This window comes from Paenibacillus sp. FSL R10-2782 (genome assembly GCF_038592985.1).
Taxonomy (GTDB): domain Bacteria; phylum Bacillota; class Bacilli; order Paenibacillales; family Paenibacillaceae; genus Paenibacillus; species Paenibacillus terrae_C.
Genome location: NZ_CP151951.1, coordinates 4,560,732 through 4,577,818 on the forward strand (window position 1 = coordinate 4,560,732; position 17,087 = coordinate 4,577,818).

15 protein-coding genes and 1 riboswitch are annotated in these 17,087 nt (G+C 49.8%); of the genes, 8 read left to right on the forward strand and 7 right to left on the reverse strand.

What is annotated here, in order from left to right; translation table 11 throughout:
* Position 1 precedes the first annotated feature (1 nt).
* Positions 2-469: an NEAT domain-containing protein gene (locus NST83_RS20915; protein ID WP_342415535.1), complete on the reverse strand. Its 468-nt coding sequence runs from the start codon at positions 467-469 to the stop codon at positions 2-4.
* Between the two features lie 71 nt (positions 470-540).
* Positions 541-1,056, reverse strand: coding sequence for a heme uptake protein IsdC (gene isdC, locus NST83_RS20920; RefSeq protein ID WP_342415536.1), 516 nt, complete (start codon positions 1,054-1,056; stop codon positions 541-543).
* 399 nt (positions 1,057-1,455) lie between these two features.
* Between isdC and NST83_RS20925 the strand changes: the two genes are divergently transcribed.
* From NST83_RS20925 to isdG, 4 genes are read left to right on the forward strand one after another with little or no spacing between them, the layout of a single operon-like run.
* Positions 1,456-2,436 (forward strand): ABC transporter substrate-binding protein, encoded by a 981-nt coding sequence (locus NST83_RS20925; RefSeq protein ID WP_342415537.1) that lies wholly within the window; start codon positions 1,456-1,458, stop codon positions 2,434-2,436.
* Between the two features lie 3 nt (positions 2,437-2,439).
* Positions 2,440-3,438 carry an iron ABC transporter permease gene (locus tag NST83_RS20930; RefSeq protein ID WP_342415538.1) on the forward strand — a complete coding sequence of 333 codons (999 nt, stop codon included), beginning with the start codon at positions 2,440-2,442 and terminating at the stop codon, positions 3,436-3,438.
* Positions 3,435-4,226 (forward strand): ABC transporter ATP-binding protein, encoded by a 792-nt coding sequence (locus NST83_RS20935; RefSeq protein WP_342415539.1) that lies wholly within the window; start codon positions 3,435-3,437, stop codon positions 4,224-4,226. The genes NST83_RS20930 and NST83_RS20935 overlap by 4 nt, the downstream gene beginning before the upstream one ends.
* 1 nt (position 4,227) lies before the next feature.
* Positions 4,228-4,584: a heme oxygenase gene (gene isdG / locus NST83_RS20940; RefSeq protein ID WP_283653308.1), complete on the forward strand. Its 357-nt coding sequence runs from the start codon at positions 4,228-4,230 to the stop codon at positions 4,582-4,584.
* Positions 4,585-4,697: 113 nt separating this feature from the next.
* On the opposite strand, the gene NST83_RS20945 is transcribed toward isdG, so the two are convergent.
* The 3 genes from NST83_RS20945 to NST83_RS20955 form a co-directional block, all read right to left on the reverse strand.
* Positions 4,698-5,708 (reverse strand): MBL fold metallo-hydrolase, encoded by a 1,011-nt coding sequence (locus NST83_RS20945; protein WP_342415540.1) that lies wholly within the window; start codon positions 5,706-5,708, stop codon positions 4,698-4,700.
* A 310-nt stretch (positions 5,709-6,018) separates the two neighbouring features.
* The gene (locus NST83_RS20950) at positions 6,019-7,050 is read right to left on the reverse strand and encodes a cytochrome d ubiquinol oxidase subunit II (RefSeq protein WP_342415541.1); all 1,032 of its coding nucleotides are present in this window, start codon (positions 7,048-7,050) and stop codon (positions 6,019-6,021) included.
* Positions 7,047-8,393, reverse strand: a complete 1,347-nt coding sequence (locus NST83_RS20955) for a cytochrome ubiquinol oxidase subunit I (RefSeq protein WP_342415542.1) — start codon at positions 8,391-8,393, stop codon at positions 7,047-7,049. Before NST83_RS20955 ends, NST83_RS20950 begins: the two co-directional genes overlap by 4 nt.
* Before the next feature lie 464 nt (positions 8,394-8,857).
* Here NST83_RS20955 and NST83_RS20960 point away from each other — a divergent pair, with 464 nt between their 5' ends.
* Positions 8,858-9,991 (forward strand): virulence factor, encoded by a 1,134-nt coding sequence (locus NST83_RS20960; RefSeq protein WP_342415543.1) that lies wholly within the window; start codon positions 8,858-8,860, stop codon positions 9,989-9,991.
* 122 nt (positions 9,992-10,113) lie between these two features.
* A riboswitch (Lysine riboswitch) is annotated at positions 10,114-10,315 on the forward strand.
* A gap of 134 nt (positions 10,316-10,449) precedes the next feature.
* Positions 10,450-11,916, forward strand: a complete 1,467-nt coding sequence (locus tag NST83_RS20965) for an amino acid permease (RefSeq protein ID WP_342415544.1) — start codon at positions 10,450-10,452, stop codon at positions 11,914-11,916.
* Positions 11,917-12,037: 121 nt separating this feature from the next.
* Here NST83_RS20965 and NST83_RS20970 read toward each other — a convergent pair whose 3' ends face one another.
* Positions 12,038-13,378 carry an MFS transporter gene (locus NST83_RS20970; protein WP_342415545.1) on the reverse strand — a complete coding sequence of 447 codons (1,341 nt, stop codon included), beginning with the start codon at positions 13,376-13,378 and terminating at the stop codon, positions 12,038-12,040.
* 52 nt (positions 13,379-13,430) lie between these two features.
* Positions 13,431-14,558 (reverse strand): transglutaminase domain-containing protein, encoded by a 1,128-nt coding sequence (locus tag NST83_RS20975; RefSeq protein WP_342415546.1) that lies wholly within the window; start codon positions 14,556-14,558, stop codon positions 13,431-13,433.
* A gap of 281 nt (positions 14,559-14,839) precedes the next feature.
* On the opposite strand from NST83_RS20975, the gene NST83_RS20980 reads away from it, so the two are divergent.
* The gene (locus tag NST83_RS20980; RefSeq protein ID WP_137060284.1) at positions 14,840-15,085 is read left to right on the forward strand and encodes a FeoA family protein; all 246 of its coding nucleotides are present in this window, start codon (positions 14,840-14,842) and stop codon (positions 15,083-15,085) included.
* Positions 15,076-17,085 carry a ferrous iron transport protein B gene (gene feoB, locus NST83_RS20985; protein ID WP_342415547.1) on the forward strand — a complete coding sequence of 670 codons (2,010 nt, stop codon included), beginning with the start codon at positions 15,076-15,078 and terminating at the stop codon, positions 17,083-17,085. Before NST83_RS20980 ends, feoB begins: the two co-directional genes overlap by 10 nt.
* Positions 17,086-17,087: the final 2 nt, after the last annotated feature.

A 17,087-nucleotide genomic window follows, 5' to 3' on the forward strand; every position in this document is an offset into this window, starting at 1 on the left:
ATTAGATTTCGTCGAATTGCAGTTGTACATCATACTTGCCTGTGTAACCAATGACTGGAATCGTGATTTCAGCATAAGCGTTAACTTTGGCATTCAGGTCAGCAACTTCGAATTCCACTACGCGAGTGTTGCTGGCAGTATCAGTGCTTACCACAGTCGCATCTTGCAGTACACCGTTTTGTTCCACTTTGAACGTTGTGATCAGATTGCTGCTTTTCACAGTCAAACGAACAACATTTTTGCCATTAGCTACAATAACCTGAGCTGGTTTCGTTAAATAGCTATCCAGACGGGAGGTTTCATTCGTTTGATCTTTCAGAACGGTATAGTCTACTGCATACGTGCCGTCGGCTGCTGCCGCTTTAGCAGAGAACGGAGCAATAACTGCAAAAACAAGTGCTGTCATGATCAATGCAACGAGTACCTTTTTGAAAGAAAACTGCTCAAAGCGATTCATTACCATATTCATATCTACACACACTCCTCCATTTTTTATGCTTGAATTTATGTTGATTTCATGAACAATAAGATTGCTTGAATTTACTTCTTAGAAGATTTGGTTGATTTCGTTGACTGGACGGCCGCTACTTTTTTGACACTTTTGGAATCAAAAGCGAAGCGAATGGTATAGTCATGATCGTAGTTATACGCAGGGACGGTAACATGAATTTTAGAAATCAGCGGGCTGTTCACAGTTGTAATTGGAAATTGTACAGTACGGGTATCGGTTTTGGTGTCCTTGTGAATGACCTTTGTGTCGATAATTTTGCCTTTGTAATCCACTTTAAACCCGGTTGTCCATTCGCTGTGATTCAGCTTAATTTGCATGGTCATTTGGCCTTTTTTCACATACAGCTTGGCTGGCTTCTCAAAATAATCATTAGCCATGGATACAGAATCGTTTTCGGCCTTGAGAATATTGTATTTAAGCGTGTATGTACCATCCGCCAATTTTGTAGAAGCCATAGCGGCTACCACAGATGATGAAGTTGGCCAAAAGCTCAGCACACTGACCAGCAGAAACACAGCAATCATTGCAGAATAACCCTTCTTCATTTTGACAGCAGTCCCTCCCCACGAGAATATAAGTTAATTGATTATCATTCTCAATTGAATTTTTAAAAAAATAGCTCTTCCTGAGCTTTTCCTCCCCACCTTCCCATCCAGAAATTCGCAAAACCAAGTGAACCCATCACCAATATATCTTACACTTTTCGAAAATGTCAATATGTATTTTCGTGTACATAACCCCTTGATATATGCTATTTTTTAAGAAAAATTTAGGATACCTTCCTCTATACCATGAATCCCATCTACTCCATTTCAGTAAAAAAATTATTTAAAATTTTGGTTTTTTCAATTGACAATTCCTATTGATATTCATTATCATTCTCTTATGCATAAATGAAAATGATTATCATTATTATTTAACTTAAAAATCGCAGGAGGAATGACATGAAATCTTATGTGTTGTGGTCATCCGCAGCGCTTTTATTGGCAGTTACCGGATGTAGTAATGGTACTCCGGCCGCAGATCACAAACCAACCACTGCATCTGTAACTACCACTTCCGGCACAACAAGCGATGCGACAATTCAGGTTACTGATTTTTCAAAACGGACGTTGGCGTTCCAAGATGTCCCTCAACATATCATTGCGCTCAGCAATGGCGATCTGGATATCATATATGCTTTGGGCGGGACAGCCGTTGGCAGACCCAACTCGAATGGACCTTCCGTCGTACCTGCTGCTGAAAACGTTCAACAAGTAGGCTCTACTCATGAGGTCGATCTGGAGAAAATTACGATGCTCAAACCGGATGTCGTATTAGGCAATTACCCTATGAATGAGAAAGATATTCCAGCTATTGAAGGTGTCGGTTCGCAGTTGCTGCTGACAGGGGCCAATTCAGTCCAAGATATTCAGTCGCAAATTACACTCTTCGGGCAATTATTGCACAAGCAGGCTCCGGCCGTGAAGCTGAATCAGCAAATTGACCAACAGGTAGCCACATTACAAAAGGAAACAGCCTCTACCTCCAAACCTAAAGTGCTGCTTGTTTACGGAGCCCCGGCCACATATATGGCGGCATTGCCGAATTCATTAGGGGGAAATATTCTGGAAATGGCTGGTGGTGCTAATATTGCCGCTGATTTTCCGGGGCTGCAAAATTTCCCGCAATACGCGCAGCTAAATACGGAACGCATCGTACAGGCCGATCCTGACTACATCCTGATTATGACCCACGGCAATACGGAAGAGGTCAAAGCCGCATTTATCAAGGAAATGCAGGAAAATGCAGCTTGGAGCGGAATCAAGGCGGTCAAAAACAATCAGGTCGAGGTATTACCCTCCGATCTGTTCGGAACCAATCCGGGCACACGGGTTACTGAGGCACTGGATTTGATGCACCAAAAGCTGTATCCGGCGAAATAAGCGATGAACAAACTACAACGCGCCAGAAGACGCACCATCGCCTGGATTACGCTTCCGATCCTGCTGATAGCTGTATCCGTGTACGGCCTGGCTTACGGATCGGTGTCGATTCCACTACGAGAAATCAATCAGGTTTTGCTACATCATGATGACTCCACCTATCGCACGATCCTAATGGATCTCCGGCTGCCCAGAGTATTAGTGGGTCTGCTCGTAGGAGCCTGTCTGGCAGCTGCGGGAGCACTTCTTCAAGGAGTCATGAAAAATCCACTGGCTGATCCTGGCATTATTGGTGTATCGGCTGGTGGTGGACTCGCTGCGGTCATCACGATGGTCATGCTTCCACAGCTTAGCTACCTTCTTCCGGTAACTGCCTTTTCGGGAGCCTTCCTGACTGCTGTTGCAATTTACCTGCTGGCTTGGGATCGGGGAGCCTCTCCCGTCAAAATCGTATTAGCGGGTGTTGCGATCAACGCACTGCTGGGCGCGGTCATGAACGGCGTGATGGTCATGTACAGCGACCGCGTGCAAGCGGTTCTCCCTTGGCTATCCGGCGGATTGAACGGACGAAGCTGGCATCATCTGGAGTTCATGGCGCCTTACGCCATCATTGGCTTAATCGCCTCCCTGTTTGCGATCAAGCCTGCCAATTTGCTGCTGCTGGGCGACGATTCAGCGCAACTGCTCGGACAGCGTGTAGAGCTTCAGCGGCTGCTCATTATCTTGCTCTCTGCCCTGCTCGCCGGTACGGCAGTCAGTGTAGCGGGGCTGATCGGTTTTGTAGGACTGGTCGTTCCTCATGTTATCCGCCTGCTGATCGGGGAGGATTATCGCTTCCTCCTTCCCCTTTCCATTCTGGGCGGCGGGACACTGGTCGTACTGGCGGATACGGTGGCACGGTCCTGGTTTGATCCGATTGAACTGCCTGTAGGTATTTTGCTGGCCGTCATCGGAGCGCCGTTCTTCTTAATCCTGCTCAAGAAACGGGGGAATTTCGGATGACAGCCATTCAGGGTGAGCATATCTCCTTGCAGCGCGGGTATTTCAAGCTGGACGATGTAAACATTACCTTACCCACCGGACAGCTCACCGCAATTGTCGGGCCCAACGGTTCGGGCAAATCCACGCTTTTGCGGATTATTACACGGCTGCTCAGGCAGGATCAGGGACAGGTTTCTGTACTGGGCAAGCCCGTGCAGGAGTACAGGCGGCGTGATTTTGCCCAAACGATTACAATGCTGCCGCAAATGAAGGATATGCTGCCGTTATTAACGGTTCGTGAGCTGGTCGCTTACGGAAGATCCCCTCATGCCAAAGGCTTGAGGACACGGCATACCGGACAGGATCATCATATTGTGGACCATGTCATGGAAATCACAGGCATGAAGCCCTATGCGGATCGGATGTTCCATACTCTATCGGGAGGTGAACAACAAAAAGCGCGAATTGCAATGGCTTTGGCCCAACAAACGGGCATTCTTTTGCTCGATGAACCTACCACTTTTCTGGATATCGCCCATCAATTTGAGGTTATGGATATGCTGAGGCGTATTAATCACGAGTCCGGCTTAACGATTGTTATGGTACTGCATGATTTGCAGCAAGCTGCGGCCTATTGTCATCATATGATTGCGCTTAAAAGGGGACGAATCGCCATGGCTGGCGAACCCCGTCAGATTTTGACGTCTGCTTTTCTTCGCGACATTTATGAAATGAACGCTACTATCAAATTTGAGGATGGCTATCCGGTCATTATACCGACCATACCACATCATTCAGGAGGAATTTAATATGATTATTGTTACAAACACATCTAAAATCACCCCGGGCAATGCCCACCTGCTCATCGAACGCTTTAACAAAGAAGGTAAAGTGGAAAAAATGGAAGGCTTCCTCGGTCTGGAGGTACTGCTCACTGAAAACACAAAAGATTATGAGGAAGTAACGATTAGCACACGCTGGAAGGAAAAAGAAAACTTCCAAGGCTGGACCAAAAGCGAGGCCTTCCGTGAATCACACAGCCACCGCCAAATTCCGGACTATATTTTAGAAAATAAAATTACATTTTATGAAGTCAAAATCGTGCGGCATCCCATTACCAACACCGATTCCGATTCCTTTCTGGTGAACGATACCGAAGCGGTCTAAACCTGTAACACAGCGACAGACTTGTCTGCCCGCACCTTGTCACTCATTCAAACCAACCATAAAAAGCGACTCCGCAGACCATTGTCCGCAGAGTCGCTTTTTATATGGAATTCTCAGATTGCAGTTGAACAGCGGCTTTGAATTTTCAGCGTCTCACCGTGTCCCAGTATATGAATGCGCTCCTTGGCGATGCCCAAGCGTTCACGCTCCGCTTCGAGACGATCCAGCGCCTCTCTCGGCGTATCATCCGCCAGCTTAAAGGCTCCGTAATGCATCGGGATCATCTGATCCGCGCCGCAATCCACGAACCCCTGCAACGCCTCCTCCGGTGTCACATGCTGCGAGGTCATGAACCATTCCGGCTCATACGCGCCAATCGGCATAAAGGTCAGGTCAATGTCAAAGCGCTCGCCAATCTCCTTGAAGCCGCGGAAATACCCGGTATCTCCCACAAAGTACAACGTCGGTGCAGCTGCTGTATCTGAAATAGAATTAGTATGCGATTCGGTGACGGACGTGGCAGAGCCGATCACCTGCTGCTCACTTTGCAGCACATATCCACCCCAATGCGAAGTATTCGTATCAAACGGCGTACGCCGCGTCCAATGCTGAGCCGGGACAAACGTGAACCGCACCCCGCCTACCGTAACATGCTCCCACCATTTCAGCTCATGGCAGTTACGGAAGCCTTTGCGGACCATTTTCGACTTTAACCCCGAAGGTACGAGCATCAGCGTATCTGCACGATACAATTTGCGCAACGAATCCATATGCAAATGATCATAATGCGAATGAGACAGCAGAATGATGTCCAACGGCGGTACATCCTGAATGCGGATGCCGGGCGGAGCCAGTCTTTTGTCCAAAGCCATACGCTCAGCCCACACCGGATCCGTAACGATGTTCAGTCCGAGATATTGAATGAAAAAGGTTGAATGCCCTACCCAGGTCGCCGTCGTCGTGTCCCGGTTACTGTGCAAAAATTCCAGCTCCGGGGGATGGTTCGGAACAACGAACGTATAATCCTTCGTTTTGCTGCGGCGCTCCTGCCGCCATTGTCTGAATTGCTTGAGAGTTTTATCCGTATTGACATGATCCATGTTGTTAAAACGAACTTTGGGCATGATGTAACTCCTCCCCTGATGGACCCGTTCTCCAAAAAGCTCGAAGCGGCTCAATTCATTTATATATTACACGTGAGTGTGAACATCCAATGATGCAACATGCTGGTGTATGTAAAGTATAATTCAATCCGCCTTTTACATGCAAAAATGGACCCTCCCCATCAATCAGGAAGGGCCATCTCAGATGCTGCTGTCAGTCCTGTGGATTTTTAAAGCGTGCCGAGTACATAAACAGAAACACAATCGCCACCACAATAATAATAGGCGACTCATACATGATCGTAAAATGCTCGAAAGCAGCCATTTGTACTCACCCTTTCTTCCCCGCTTGTCCTCGCACATAATCCGCATCGAACAGGAACAGTCTCAAGATCAGGATCAGTGACGGGATGAGCACCAGCAGCCCCGCACTAAACGCCGTAATCAATGCATACGCCATGGCGGAGTTCGTAAAGCTGTGATGCACATTAATGTAGGGATACAAAACATACGGCAAATGCGAGCGACCATAACCATACCAAGCAAATGCAAATTGCAGCATGACCAGAATAAAGGAGGTTCCGAGATAACGCCGCCGCCATACCAGATAGACAGCTCCGACAAAGCAGACGAAGGAGGCGACAAACATCCATGCCATATTCAGCATATTGGCGAAATGGTCTGGATTTTGTTTGTTAATCTGAAAAAATGCGAGCAGACTCGCCACAATCGTAGGACCGCTCCAGAATAGCGCGTACCCGCGCACGATTTCAAAAGCAACCTTGTCTCCTGCCCTTTTGGCATAATAGGACAGAAACATCGCCGAGATATACAGCACACTCACCAGCGCCAGGAAAATAACCGCCCACGTATAGGAGTTGCTTAATAACTCACCCCATCGCAGATGAACACCTGTGCTGTTCTCCACAATAATACCGCCTTCCGAAATGGCGAGAACCGTCGACAGCGCCGCCGGAATGAGCAGCCCTGTCGCGCCGTACAATGCCATGTAGACGATATTATTTGTACCGGAATGCCCATACGTGTTGTACGCATAGTACACCCCGCGGATCGCGAGAAGCACAATGGCAATACTGCCGGGAACGAGCAACGCTGTGCCATAGTAATAAGCCGCATCCGGGAAGAAACCATTCAGTCCCACCACGAAAAAAATGAGAAATACGTTCGTTACCTCCCACACCGGCGATAAATACCGCTGTATAATGTTGTGGATTTTGTTCTGGTGACCTGTCAGCACACTGTAAAAGCTGAAAAAGCCTGCGCCAAAATCAATAGATGCCACAATCAAATAACCGAACAGGAAGGTCCACAAAATGGCGATACCGACAATTTCATAGCTCACTTCCCTTCAACCCCTTCCAGACCCAGCTGCTTTAGTTCTTCCACTGCATCTTTATTTCGGAACAGCTTGCTGAGAACCTTAATGGCTGAGAAGCACAACACGAGATACAAAATGATAAACATCACGAGCATCCATCCCACACTGGTGGAGGTGGTCGCTGCTTCGGACACCTTCATATAGCCGCGCAAAATCCACGGCTGCCTGCCAACCTCCGCGAACATCCAGCCCAGCTCAATGGCTACCATAGCCATCGGCCCCACCAGAATGAGCGCCAGCAGCAGCCATTTGGGGTATGGTTTACGACCTGGCAGACGCTTGCGAATCAGATACAACAGTGGAATGACGAGAATCAGCACCCCGGTGGTGATTTTGAGATCGAACATATAGTGGATAGACAACGGCGGTCGCTGATCCACAGGATAATCATTCAAACCCTTAACTTCTGTACTGGGCAGATTCCCGGCCAAAACACTAAGCGCATAAGGCACTTTCAAGGCGTACTTGATGTCTCCGTTCTTGTCCATATAACCGCCATATACGAAAGGAGCGTGCGTCATTGTATCAAAATGCCATTCGGCAGCAGCCAGCTTTTCCGGCTGATATTTGGCCAGAAATTTACCGGAAGCGTCTCCGATCATCACGGTGCTGATGGCAAATACAATGGTGCAGGTGGCGGTCAGCTTCAGCGCTTTTTTGAAATACGGGTGGTTGCGCCCCCGCAGCATACTATAGGCAGCTAATCCCATCAGCAGCCCAGCACTCAACGTATACGAGGAAGCCAGCACATGAGAAACTTTGGTCGGCGTGGCCGGATTCAGCATGGCCTGGATGGGATGAATATCTGTCATGACTCCATTTTTAAGTGTAAAGCCTTGAGGCTGGTTCATGAACGAGTTCACAGTTGTAATAAAAACCGCTGATGCAGATGAGGCAATCGCTACCGGAATAAGCAGCATCAGGTGAAAATATTTGCTTTTAAACCGATCCCAGGTGTACAAGTAGATACCCAGAAAAATGGCTTCAATGAAAAAAGCAAACGTCTCCAAAAACAGGGGCAGCGCAATCGCTTGTCCAGCCACCCTCATAAAGGTAGGCCAAAGCAAGCTGAGTTGCAATCCAATGGAAGTACCTGTGACGACACCTACGGCAACGGTGATGACAAACCCCCGCGCCCACCGTCGGGCCAACAGCGTATAGTGCGGATCACCAGTTCGCAGCCCGCGCCATTCCGCGAGCGCAATCATCAAAGGTACGCCAACGCCAATGGATGCAAATACAATATGAACAAACAGGGTAATTCCGGTCAACATCCGGCTTAGTAATACGGGGTCCAGTGAAGACAAATGGTACTCACTCCTTCATTTCACATTTTAAACAGAAAACACCTGCATATATTCCTTTGGATTATGATCTAGGGAGTCAGGCGGGCTATACTTTTAATGACTGCGTACAGCATAATAGCCGCTATCACAATACACACAATAATGAGCGTCCTTTCCTGCTTGCGGAACATGGGAACGCCTCCTTTACTCGTCGTTTGGAGCATGGGGAGAACACATCTTAGTCTAGCTAAATTTTGTTATTTTTAACCATGCTGCCGTTATAAATTTAGCAGGATTCCATTTTGGATATTGCTATGTGCAGTCCAATCGTTCTGGGCAGCTACTTTTTAGCCTCATTAGTGTGAGATTTATCATTGTATTTTCATCAAAATGACGAACTCTCTCTTTGGAGACATTCGTGGAATGAGGTACAATACAGATAAGCTATATATGGAGAACTTTTGAATAGGAGGCTGTACCGCGCTATGAAAATAACATCTATCGAGCCAACTCCCAGTCCGAACACCATGATGCTGCATCTGGATGAACGGCTGGAAGCGGGCATTCGCAGAACATATACACGGGATAATGAACGCTCCGCTCCCCCCTTTATCCGGCGTATGCTGGGCATTGAAGGAGTCAAAAGCGTGTTTCATACGACGGATTTTGTAGCCCTTGACCGCAAAGGGAACGCAGATTGGTCCACCATTCTGGGTCAGGTTCGGGACCAGCTAGGCGAGGAAGGCGCAGACGCCAATTGGGAATTGCCGGAGGAAACCTCCGGGGAAGCGTTTGGTGAGGCACAGGTGTTTGTGCAATTTTTCCGGGGCATTCCGATGCAAATCCGGGTCAAGGCGGGCCAGCAGGAGGAACGGATTTCCTTGTCCGACCGTTTCGTGCAGGCCGTAACCCGGGTAGCCAGCGCGACGCTGATCAAGGAGCGCAAGCTGAGCGATTACGGCGTCCGCTATGGAGAGCTACCGGATATCGCGCGCGAGGTGGAGCAGGAGCTGGAGGCAGCCTTTCCGCAGGAGCGGCTGGAGCAGATTATCCAGCAGGCGATTGCCCACGGCGCGGACAACAGCGAATTCGTGGAGGAACGCCGCGAATGGAGTGATGCCGAGCTGGAGCAGGCCCTACAGCACGAGGATTGGCGTACCCGCTACGCCGCGCTGGATCGGCTGGAGCCGACGCCCGAGCATTTGCCACTCATCCGCCAAGCGCTGCATGACGACAAAATGCAGCTACGGCGGCTGGGGGTCGTCTATTTGGGCGATCTGCGCACACCGGAGGCGATGGAGCTGCTGTTTGAGGCGCTGCGTGATCCTTCAGCGGCCGTACGCCGTACGGCGGGCGATACGCTGTCGGATATCGGCGACCCGGCGGCTACCGGAGCTATGATCGGAGCCTTGTCGGATAACAGCAAGCTGGTTCGCTGGCGGGCTGCCCGTTTTTTGTACGAGGTCGGCACCGAGGACGCGCGTGACGCGCTGGAGAAGGCTGTAGATGACCCCGAATTCGAGGTCAGTCTACAGGCCAAAATGGCGCTGGAGCGCATTGAGTCAGGCGAGCAAGCCGCAGGTACGGTTTGGCAGCAGATGGCCAAACGCAACTCTTGATTTATGATTTTAGGACTGGACCTTCAAAAAATTGTCGATTGTCAGAAGATGTACAGGTACGCTATACTTTAGTTTGCTATACAATAACATATCATGTCATACACCTCATCAACCCTGTTTTATGATGAGGTAGAGGTCGCGGATGTAATCAGTACACCGGAGGAGACGCCAAGAGCCGTCTGTGATTCCTGTGGAAAGGTACACCCGCCGAAGTATGCGGAGCCGACTCTTTGTAATACTCCGAATGCTGGGGCTGCTGACCGAAAGGAGCAGAACTGTCACGCGATGTCCTAACACAGACACGTGTGTTGAGCTATCTTGTTATAGAAGAAGGTATGGTGCGGAATGCATAGACAAGTCCGCAGGCGTATTCCCTGCGGTCTTTTGACGTTTGTAATCCCCCTCCTTCAGGCTCTTGCCCTGACATGAAATACCATTTCATGAAGGAGTGTTTGAACGTGCAACACAAAGCAACACCTGCCGCAACCTTGCGGAAAAGTCTCAAAGCCCGGCATATGACGATGATCGCCCTCGGGGGCTCCATCGGAACAGGCCTGTTCCTCGCCAGTGGAGGCGCGGTTGCAGAAGCCGGACCCGGAGGGGCCTTGCTGGCTTATGCAGCGGTCGGCCTCATGGTTTACTTCCTGATGACCAGCCTCGGTGAGTTGGCTACGTTTATGCCTGAATCCGGCTCTTTTAATACCTATGCTGGCCGCTTCGTCGATCCGGCCTTTGGTTTCGCCATGGGCTGGAACTTCTGGTACAACTGGGCCGTGACAATTGCCGCCGAGTTGGCAGCAGCGACCGTGCTGATCAAATACTGGTTTCCCGAAAGTCACTCCGCCTGGTGGAGTTTGTTATTTCTAGCCGTGATCTTCGCGCTGAACGCGCTGACGGTCAAAGGCTACGGTGAATCCGAATACTGGTTCGCCATGATTAAAATTGTGACCGTGGTTATCTTCCTGACCGTGGGTGTGCTGATGATCTTCGGCATTATGGGAGGTCCAGCGATTGGCTTCGCTAACTTTACTGTGGGCGATGCCCCGTTCCACGGCGGATTTTTCGCTGTATTGGGTGTGTTCATGGCCGCAGGCTTTTCCTTCCAGGGAACCGAACTGATCGGGGTAGCCGCCGGAGAGAGTGAAAATCCGCGTGAAAATGTGCCGCGCGCCATCCGTCAAATCTTTTGGCGTATCCTGTTCTTTTATATTCTGGCGATTCTCGTCATTGGCTTGATTATTCCGTACACCAATCCGAATTTGCTGCGGGGAGATATCAGTGACATCGGGGTCAGCCCGTTCACACTGGTATTTGAAAAAGCGGGGCTTGCCATTGCCGCCTCCGTCATGAACGCCGTTATTTTAACTTCTGTATTGTCGGCAGGTAATTCCGGAATGTACGCGGCAACACGTGTACTGTACGCTTTGGCACGGGAAGGCAAAGCCCCCCGTTTCCTCGGACGTATCAATCGGCGCGGCATTCCCATGAATGCACTACTGATCACGACCGCTGTCGGTATGCTGGCCTTCCTCGCCTCCCTGTATGGGGACGGTGTGGTCTACAACTGGCTGCTAAACGCTTCCGGGATGTGCGGATTTATTACATGGGTTGGTATTGCTGTCAGCCATTATCGTTTCCGCCGTGCCTTTACAGCACAGGGTCGCAGTCTGAGTGAGCTTCCGTACAAAGCCCGCTGGTTCCCGTTTGGTCCCTTGTTTGCCTTCGCACTGTGTATCATCGTGATTATCGGGCAAGGTGCCGATGCCTTTACCGGGCAAGCCATTGACTGGAAAACGATGATCGCTACGTATATGAGTGTGCCGCTGTTCCTTCTTCTGTGGCTCGGCTACAAATGGATCAAGCGTACCAAAATCGTTCCACTCAACGAGTGTGATTTGGACCCGGATGCGTCTTCCGGTAAATAAACAATAGTAAAAAAGCCCGTCTCCGGGCATATACAGGTGGAAATTCGGATGAACGGTCCTATGGATCGGATCAGGTTCATCAGCATCTTCTACCTGATATGTGGAGACGGGCTTTTTTCTGTTATTCGGAAGAAGAAGCTACCGGAGCTGTCAAAGACATAGACAAGGCACGACGGCTTAAAATGCCATAAATCACAGCAATCAACGTCAGCAGTGCAGAAAACAAATACAAATTAACGATGCCCAGATGATCTGCAATCCAGCCCATTAGCAATAGTGATATGCAGAACGTCATGCTCGTTAGTGTAGCCTGTGCGGACAGCACCTTGGGTAAATCGTGTACAGATACGCTCATTTGCATCATCGTGCGGCGGGATACGACGGACATTTCCGCAGGCAATCCCATCAACAGCACGATCAGCAGCGTCAGCGGCGGTAATGTGTTAAGCGCATACCAAGCCGTTAACAGTCCATAGCAAGCCATCCCTGCCAGCATCGCGGGCAGCAGTCTGCGCTGCAAATACTTGACACTAGCGAGAACAATGATCCCGCCGCCAATCGCGCCTGCAAAATACGCCGCATTAATGTATCCCCACCATGCCTCGCTTTTGTGCAACACCTGCTGAGCGAAGGCAAGCGTGAATGCTCCTACCCAAACCGAACCACCCAGCAGGTCGATCATATCCATAAAAATAAGAGCCTTGAGCCTTCGGCTGGCTCCGATGAGGCTCCAGCCTTCACGCAATATTTCCTTTTTGCGCTTGGGAGGTAACACCGGACTCTCCGACTCCGGGCCATACAGTGTATCTTCCAACTGTGCGGGGGATGTTGAAGCCAGTACGTCTCCGCTTTGCACCCGAGTTCCGGGTTGCAGTAAATAATGGGCTTTACCCTCTAGCGGATCACGGATCAAGCTGGTAAAGATCAGGGCCACCAAATATAGCCCACAAGCCACCAGCAGTGTTTTTTCCGAGCCTATCATGGCTACCAGTACACCGCTAAGCCCCCATCCAGCCAATTGCACGGTCTGATCGCTGACCGATACGAGACTGTTTGCCCGCATCAGCCCTTCCCCGGACGCAAGGCGCGGAATCAGCGCATTACGTGCAGGTGTGGTCCAACCGTCCAGAAAGGACATCGCTGCTACCAGTGTAAACACAAGCACCCATACCGGGTTTGTGCCCGCTGACCACAAATGCCCCAACAGGAGAGCGAAGAAAGCCAGTTGGCCAAATTGGGAAACGAACAGAATAAATGGAAGCTGGAACCGGGCCAATATCAGCGGTGCTAAAAAGCCGCTAATCATCTGTGCGGCCATTCGCAACAACGGAACGAGAACAGAGGAAAAAATCGAATCCGTTTCATGAAACACCAGAGAAACCAGTGCCATGATATAAAGAATATCTGCCGCATTCGACATCGTCTGCGTGCCGAGCAGATAAGTAAAGGAACGCTTATGCATATGAATAAAATACTCCCTTATAAATGTAGCTTTTTATATTGCAGCAAAATGATCAGGTCCATTTCAGAGTTACACGGAGATTTCCGGTGCTGCCTAAATCCGTGATCTGATAGGAGATGGTTTTTAACCCGAGCTGATACAACGATTGTAAATCTTCTTTGAGACTTCGCTCTGTCCCTTGATAGCCAAAGGTAAGCGTGGCCCCTCCCTTATTGATCTCTTTGCGAACCTGCTCCTTGATTTCGGCGGATGATTTAACCAGACCCTTGCCATCTTGCAGCGTATATTCCAGGTTATTGTACAGCTTTTGGTACACAGCAGCCTTGGGTCCGCCCGCAGCGACCAATCCCGACAATGTCTGCCGATACGATGTGTTCGCCTGAGGATACTGTTTAACCCAGGAGTGATCCCGGCGCATTTCGGCATCAGTCAGCAGATAATACGAAGTGCTTACCTCGTTGCCACGATCCGGGGTCGGATCATCCCATGTCGTATCCATGTGGTACCAATGTCCATCCAGTAAAACAAGATTCCATGCATGCAACTGGCCCCCTGCTCTTCCCTCTACAATCTGGTTGGTAATCCCGGAGCGTTCTAGCATTTTGTAGGCCAGCAAGGAATAGCCCTGACACACCGTGCTCCCGGTTTTCAGGCCATCGTATGCCGTGTACTTTTGCTGGGTTTCATCATATTTCAAACGAACCACGATCCAGTCATGAATGGCCTTCACCTTCTCATGATCCGTCATCCCCTTCGTAATGATGTCCCCCAGCACAGCTTTAACCGTGTTATCCACATATGCGGTCTGCTCCTTCGTCTCCCGGTAACTCAGACGAATCGTAACCTCGGCAGACGTGGTTGTGCCTGTATAGCTGAATGCGTAGCTTTTGATCGTATAATTCACATACGGATCACTCTCCATCGCCTGCTTGATGGCTGTCTGTAGCTGCTGCTTGAGACCGTTCACCCGCCCTTGATATGTAAAGGTCAGCGTTTCACTCCGCGTAGCCATTGCCTGTAAGAGCTTATTTTGAAGCTGCTGTGACGAAACGGATGGAGCTGGCTTGACCGACGCAGCATATACATTGTTCCCCCACTCCACAGCATGTGGCAGCAACACAGCCAGCACTGCACCTGCCGCCAGGCATTTTATAAGCCTAACCCCGATTTTTCTGTTCATACAGAGCGTTCCTGCCCTTCTTAGCATAATTGTAAACAGCTCTATCTTACCATAAAAACAGCTGATCCAAGCGCTCTAGTTTTGTCGGTTACAGGCGGGCAAGAATCTGGATAAAGACAGGTTTTGACACAATGCTTATCTCCCCGGCTGAATAGGCAACAGACAGGCTATACCGTTCACAGAGAATTTTATCACAGCAGCTTGGCACTCCTTATGATATGGTACTGGCATCGGAAATCATTGATATTGATTCTCATTCTATATTAGAAAGGCTGAGCACCATGCCAGAATGTATCTCGCTCCTTCGTACTCCACCGGGTCAACCCGTGCGGCTGCAATCCCTTGCCTCTCTTCACCCCTCATTGCGCCGACGCTTAACGGACATGGGGATTGACGAAGGTTCCATTATACGGTTAAAAAAAATCAGTCTGTTGGGCGGCCCTATTGTCATTGAATGCAACGGTCAACTGGTCGGCCTCCGTCAAAATCAGGTAAAACAACTGGAGGTCGCTCCTTCATGGACATGATCGCTCTATTCGGTAATCCCAACACGGGGAAAACCTCTTTATTCAACAAGCTGACTCGTACGTATGCAGAGGTAGGGAACTGGTCCGGGGTTACGGTGGAAAAGAAAACAGGTCTGCTGCGCGACAAGTCTGCCGTTTTGGTGGATTTGCCAGGGGCCTATTCCTTGCTTCCACTTTCGCTGGATGAAGGTATCGCTACCCGTTATTTGCTGGAAGAACCGCCTGCGGCTTTGATTAACATCGTGGATGCCTCCCAGCTCCAGCGTAATCTGTACCTGACTGTACAACTGCTGGAATATGGCCGTCCGCTCGTACTTGGCTTAAATATGACCGACGTAGCCGATGCCACGGGCCTTCTAGTGAACAAGGAATTGCTGGCTGATCAATTGAACGTTCCCATCATTCCCATGGTGGCACGCACGGGCAGCGGCAGTAAGCAAATGCTCGCATCACTTCGAGAGGTACGACGCTCGCCAAATTCCTTCCAGTTGGATTACGGCCCTGCCGTCGAAGCCGCCATCGCAGATATTTGCAGCTTGCTGACGAATACATCTGTGCCAAACCCTCGGTGGGTAGCTCTACAGTGTCTGGAAAACAATCCTGTCGTTATGGAATGGATGACAAATGAGGTACAGCGTGAAAAAGTAACGGATCGCATCCAGCGTTGCGAGAAAGAACTTCTCCGTGAAGGCTATTCGGCTACTCCCGCTCAGCATATCCGTTCTGTACGTACAGCGTGGATCGCTGATCTGTGTACAAAGGCGCTCGACACGTCCAAACTCAAACCGCACAGTCTGACAGACAAGCTGGACGCACTGCTAACCCATCGGTATCTGGGGATTCCGATCTTTTTGCTGCTGATGTACGCTACCTTCAAGTTCACCTTCGATTGGGCCGGTACTGTTCTTTCAGATATGCTGGACGGATTTTTTTCAGGGACACTAAGCAGTTGGATTTCTGAAGTGCTCGTTCACTTGAACGCGTCCGCTTTTACGCAAAGTCTAGTCGTGGACGGCATCGTGGCGGGAGTCGGGGGCGTGCTCGTTTTTCTGCCTCAGATCGCTATTTTATTCCTTATTATTTCGCTAATTGAAGACTCCGGGTATATGGCACGGGTCACGATATTAATGGATCGTCTCATGCAAGCTGTGGGCTTGAACGGGAAAAGCTTCATCCCCTTTATTATCGGCTTTGGCTGTAATGTTCCAGCCATTATGGCAGCACGCACGATTGAACAGCCTAGAGAACGCCTCATTACGACGTTGCTGGTACCCTTCATGTCCTGCTCTGCCCGCCTGCCAGTCTATGCCTTGTTCTCAGGTGTATTTTTCCCAACACACGCGGCAAGCATCATCATGCTAATGTACGTGCTAGGAATCACCGTGTCGCTCATACTAGCCAAAATTTTTTCCAAAGTATCCATTCTGTCGGGTGAGCCTTCCCTCTTCATCGTGGAGCTTCCCCCTTATCGAGTGCCGCAAGCTCTTACACTGTTTCGCAGCACGTGGGAAAAGGTCAAGGGCTTCGTCCGCAAAGCTGGAACCATTATTCTCGCAGGGTCCGTCGGCATCTGGCTTTTGTCCAATTTTGGTCCGCAGGGCTTCGGTGCAGAAATGAATGACAGCCTGCTCGCCACTATTGGAGGATGGTTTGCTCCACTGCTGGCCCCTCTCGGCTTTGGCACCTGGCAAGCAGGTGCGTCCCTGCTCACAGGCTTTATGGCGAAAGAAGTCGTCGTATCAACGATGAATATCATTTACCACGTTCCCGATATGCAGGGACTGGAACTGCAAGTCAGCCATGCCTTTACGCCATTGGCCTCTTTTAGCTTCATGGTGTTCATTCTGTTGTATGTGCCATGTTTGGCTACGGTAGCGGTCATTCGTAAAGAAACCCTTTCGTGGCGCTGGACCGGATTCTCCGTGATCTATCCTTTGACCGTTGCGTATCTCATTGCCGTTGTCATCTATCAGTGTGGCAGATTATTAGGTTGGGGTTAAGT